Annotated in this window: 4 protein-coding genes and 2 pseudogenes; all 6 read left to right on the top strand. The window is 72.0% G+C overall.

Annotated features, from left to right (window positions below):
* Positions 1–764: pseudogene (locus ACLEQD_RS39110) on the top strand (hypothetical protein); the annotation flags it as partial.
* 1 nt (position 765) lies between these two features.
* Complete coding sequence (locus ACLEQD_RS39105) at positions 766–894, top strand: hypothetical protein (RefSeq protein WP_410390979.1); 129 nt, start codon at positions 766–768, stop codon at positions 892–894.
* A gap of 255 nt (positions 895–1,149) precedes the next feature.
* The gene (locus ACLEQD_RS39100) at positions 1,150–1,734 is read left to right on the top strand and encodes a GAF domain-containing protein (protein WP_410390978.1); all 585 of its coding nucleotides are present in this window, start codon (positions 1,150–1,152) and stop codon (positions 1,732–1,734) included.
* A gap of 117 nt (positions 1,735–1,851) precedes the next feature.
* A complete protein-coding gene (locus ACLEQD_RS39095) occupies positions 1,852–2,874 on the top strand; it encodes a serine/threonine-protein kinase (protein WP_410390977.1) in 1,023 nt (340 codons plus the stop codon).
* Complete coding sequence (locus ACLEQD_RS39090) at positions 2,844–3,218, top strand: hypothetical protein (RefSeq protein WP_410390976.1); 375 nt, start codon at positions 2,844–2,846, stop codon at positions 3,216–3,218. The genes ACLEQD_RS39095 and ACLEQD_RS39090 overlap by 31 nt, the downstream gene beginning before the upstream one ends.
* Positions 3,200–3,667 (top strand): annotated as a pseudogene (locus ACLEQD_RS39085) (serine/threonine protein kinase); the annotation flags it as partial. The gene ACLEQD_RS39090 and the pseudogene ACLEQD_RS39085, both read left to right, overlap by 19 nt.

Genomic DNA, 3,667 nt, shown 5'->3' with positions numbered 1-3,667 from the left:
GCCGCGCCCGCCGTCCCAAGGACGCCGTCGTGCTGCGCTGGAAGCTCGTCCAGGACGTCCCCGTCTCCTTCCGCCTGGACCTCGCGCTGGACCGCAACGCGCCCGCCCCCGAGTCCGCCCCGGCGGAGAAGCCCACCAGGGCCGACAAGAAGAAGAAGGGCGCCAAGGCCGCCGCGGCCCCGGCCCCCAAGGCCGCCGCCAGCACCGCCCTCCCCACCGAGTACACCTACGTGCTCCAACTGGACAAATCCGGCGAGCGCCAGCTCCACGTGACGCCCAACACCGGCGCGCCGGAGGACGCCACCTTCAGCGACCGCGGCTTCATCATCGACGGGCTCCAGGGCCCCGCGCGCAACCTGGCCACGCTGGTGCTGGAGCTGCCGCGCGACCCCGTGCGCCCCGGTGAGACGTGGTCCCTGGGCACCGAGCTCACCACGCCGGACGCCCTGGGCACCCTGTTCCGCCGCGCCCCCGGCGGCGAGCGCCACAACCGCGTGAAGCTCGTCTCCGTCACGCCCGGTGACAACGGCGAGCAGGTGGCCACGCTCGAGTACGACCTCGTGGAGCAGTTCGGCGGCACCCTCAGCGCCGCGCGCACCCCCCCGGCCGGAGCCGCCAAGAAGGGCGCGCGCCTGCCAGGTCTCGAAGGCGAGGCCATCGAAGTCCCGGACGCGCTGGCGGACGCGCCCGCCGCCCCCGCCGCGCAGCCGGCCCCCCGCCGCCGAGATGAAGGCCGAGGCCGCCGCCCCCGAGGCGCAGGGTGAGATGAACGGTGAGATGAAGGGTGAGATGAAGACCGAGTCCAAGACCAAGCACGAGGGCAAGGCCGGCAAGAAGAGCATGAAGACCAAGACCGAGAAGAAGACCACCACCGAGACGAAGACCGAGGGCTGACCCCTCTCTTCACGCGCGTCCCGCCCGTCTCCAGGGAATGGGCGGGGCCCGGTGCCCGGCAGGGGCGCTCTCTTCACGGGGGCGCCCCTGTTGTCGTTTCACCGCCCGGAAGCCCCTTCTCCCCACCTCCTGGATTTTCAGTAAAGCCACCATTTGACAGGAACAGAGGAATCGCGCATAACAGGACATATGTGGATGGCGGCTCATCCACGACAGGAAGGGGCGCCCCCCTCCCCCCCTTCAAGCGAGACGGTCATGGTGGAAGCGTTCACGAAGGTGTCCGAAGCGTCGCGGTTGCTCCTGGACAAGGGCCTGTGCTCGGCCACGGGTTCGGATGCGCTGGGCATGGTGGCCCGCCCGATGAAGGTGGATCGCGCGTGCATCTTCGAGAACCGGACCACGAACCTGGCGGGCCGGTTCCTCACGGACCTGCGCCACGCGTGGGCGGAGCCGGGCGTGGTGTCCCCGCTGGCGCACCCGGTGCTGCGCGCGCTGCCCATGCGCGACTACGCGATGGCGTGGACGGACATGCTGGAGGCGGGGATGCCGGTCAACTGCACCTCCCGCGAGGCGCCGCCGATGATGCGCGAGCTGCTGGAGCGCCAGGGCGTGCAGTCCGTCCTCCTGTGCCCCATCATCCCGGCCAAGCAGTGGTGGGGGTTCGTGGCGTTCGAGGACTGCCACCAGGTGCGCATCTGGCGCCCGGAAGAGGTGTCGCTGCTCAAGTCGCTGGCGCGGGCCATTGGCGCGTCGGTGCGGCACGCGAACATGCGCTCCTCGCTGTCGCAGGTGCGCACCAACCTCACCAGCGTGCTGCGCCCCGTCGTCGGGGATACCTGAGCCCACCCGGGTCATGGCCGCCCGCCTTCCCGGCGAGCGGGAGGGGGCCCGAGGGACTGAAGGGGAGCGGTAACGCGACGCCCCGTTTCTGCTACCCTCGCGGCCCAGCGCCCGCCCATGTCCTCGTTTGAGCCAACCGCCATCAGTCGTTCCCGCCCTCCTGACCTCGTCAGCGGCTACCGCCTGGAGAAGCTCGTCGGTGCCGGCGGCATGGGAGAGGTCCACAAGGCCACCCAGCTGTCGCTCGGCCGTACGGTCGCGGTGAAGTTGCTGAACCCGGAGCTGGCCAAGGACCCCTCGTTCATCGCGCGCTTCCAGAAGGAAGCCGCGGCGCTGGCGACCCTGAGCCACCCCCACGTCGTCGCCATCGTCGACAAGGGGAAGACGGACACCACCTACTACCTGGTGATGGAGTTCGTGGACGGGCCGTCCCTGCGTGAGCTGATGCGCAGCCCGTCCATGGAGACGCCGGTGCTCCTGCGCCGGATGCTCGAAATCTGCCGGGCCATCGAGTACGCGCACGGCCGGGGCGTCATCCACCGCGACCTGAAGCCGGAGAACATCCTGCTGGATCAGCAGGCCGGCGGCATCGCGAAGGTGTCCGACTTCGGGCTGGCGTCCTTCCTGGACGACGCGACGGCGGCCTCGCGCTTCGCGCTCACGTCCACGCACATGTCCATGGGCACCATCTCGTACATGGCGCCCGAGCAGCGCGTGGACGCGAAGAGCGCGGACGCGCGCGCGGACATCTTCTCGCTGGGCGTCATCCTCTACGAGACCTTCACGGGCGAGGTGCCGCTGGGCACCTTCGATCCGCCGTCGCGCAAGCGCGCGGGCCTGGACCCCCGCGTGGACGCCATCGTGATGCGGTGCCTCAAGCCGGATCCCGACGACCGCTATCCCTCCGTCACCGCGCTCATCGCGGACCTGGAGCCGCTGGTCCCCGGCAGCCTGCTGTCCATGCCGCCCCTGCGGCTGACGCGCTGGCAGCGGGCGAAGGCGTCCATGCGGCGCGCGGCGCGCGTGACGGCGCAGACGGCCGCGGGCGTGACGGTGCTGGCCGCCGTGGGCGTGCTGGGCGTGGCGTACCACCGCAGCGGCAGGTGCACGTGCAGCCGCCGCTGCCGGGCGCCGCCATGATGGGCGAGCTGGGTCCGGACACGCCCCGCAACGGCCCCGGCCGGGTGGAAGAGGTCACCGCGGACAAGCGCCGGGTGACGATGGGGGACGGTCCGGACCTGCCGCAGGTGCTCATGGCGGGCCGGACGCTGACCTTCGAGAACAAGGCCCTCGTCTTCCCGCCCGTGGACGAAGACAAGGAGTCGCGCGTGGGCCGCGCCCGCGTGGACGTGATGGGGCTGGTGGGCGGCGTCGCCCGGCTGACCGCGCGCGTGCGCGCCGAAGCGCCGCCAGCCACGTGGCAGCGCCGCCTGAAGGAAGTGCTGAACGCCCGCCGCCGGAGCCGGTGGCCGCGGTGGGGCTGATGGGGCGGCCGGGCCGCTACGTGATGCTCGTGAACCACGGCGCGGGCGCGCCGCTGTCCCTGGAGTGGGCGCTGGGCGAGCGCAGCGGCGCCATGCTGGGCCTGGTGTCCCCGGAGGGCGAAGCGCGGCTGGAGCTGTTCGTCACCGAGGACGGCGTGATGCAGGCCTTCGTCGGCCAGGGGAAGGATCAGCGCGCCATCGCGGAGCCCCTGAACCTGGGCCCGGACTGGCAGGCCCACTTCGGCGAGCCCCCCGTGCCGGTCGTCGGCTGCATCGAGGGCACCTGCAGCATCGAGGGGCTCACCTACACGGTGGACCGGCCCTCGCCCGTGGCGGATGGCCCCTCCACGCCGGTGGTGGCCATCCCCCAGGCGCCGGTGCGCACGGTGGCCGCCAACACGGTGCCGGCGAAGGCGGTGGTGCCCAAGAAGCCCGCCCCGCCGCCCCCG

The organism is Corallococcus sp. 4LFB, assembly GCF_046520365.1.
GTDB lineage: Bacteria > Myxococcota > Myxococcia > Myxococcales > Myxococcaceae > Corallococcus > Corallococcus caeni.
The sequence above is the reverse complement of the archived record's forward strand: the minus strand, read 5'-3'. Positions and strand labels throughout refer to the sequence as shown.

Excerpts from the sequence above, each read along its gene's own strand:
- ACLEQD_RS39105 (WP_410390979.1), top strand. The coding sequence starts at position 766 with ATGAACGGTGAGATGAAGGGTGAGATGAAGACCGAGTCCAAGACCAAG.
- ACLEQD_RS39100 (WP_410390978.1), top strand. The coding sequence starts at position 1,150 with ATGGTGGAAGCGTTCACGAAGGTGTCCGAAGCGTCGCGGTTGCTCCTG.
- ACLEQD_RS39095 (WP_410390977.1), top strand. The coding sequence starts at position 1,852 with ATGTCCTCGTTTGAGCCAACCGCCATCAGTCGTTCCCGCCCTCCTGAC.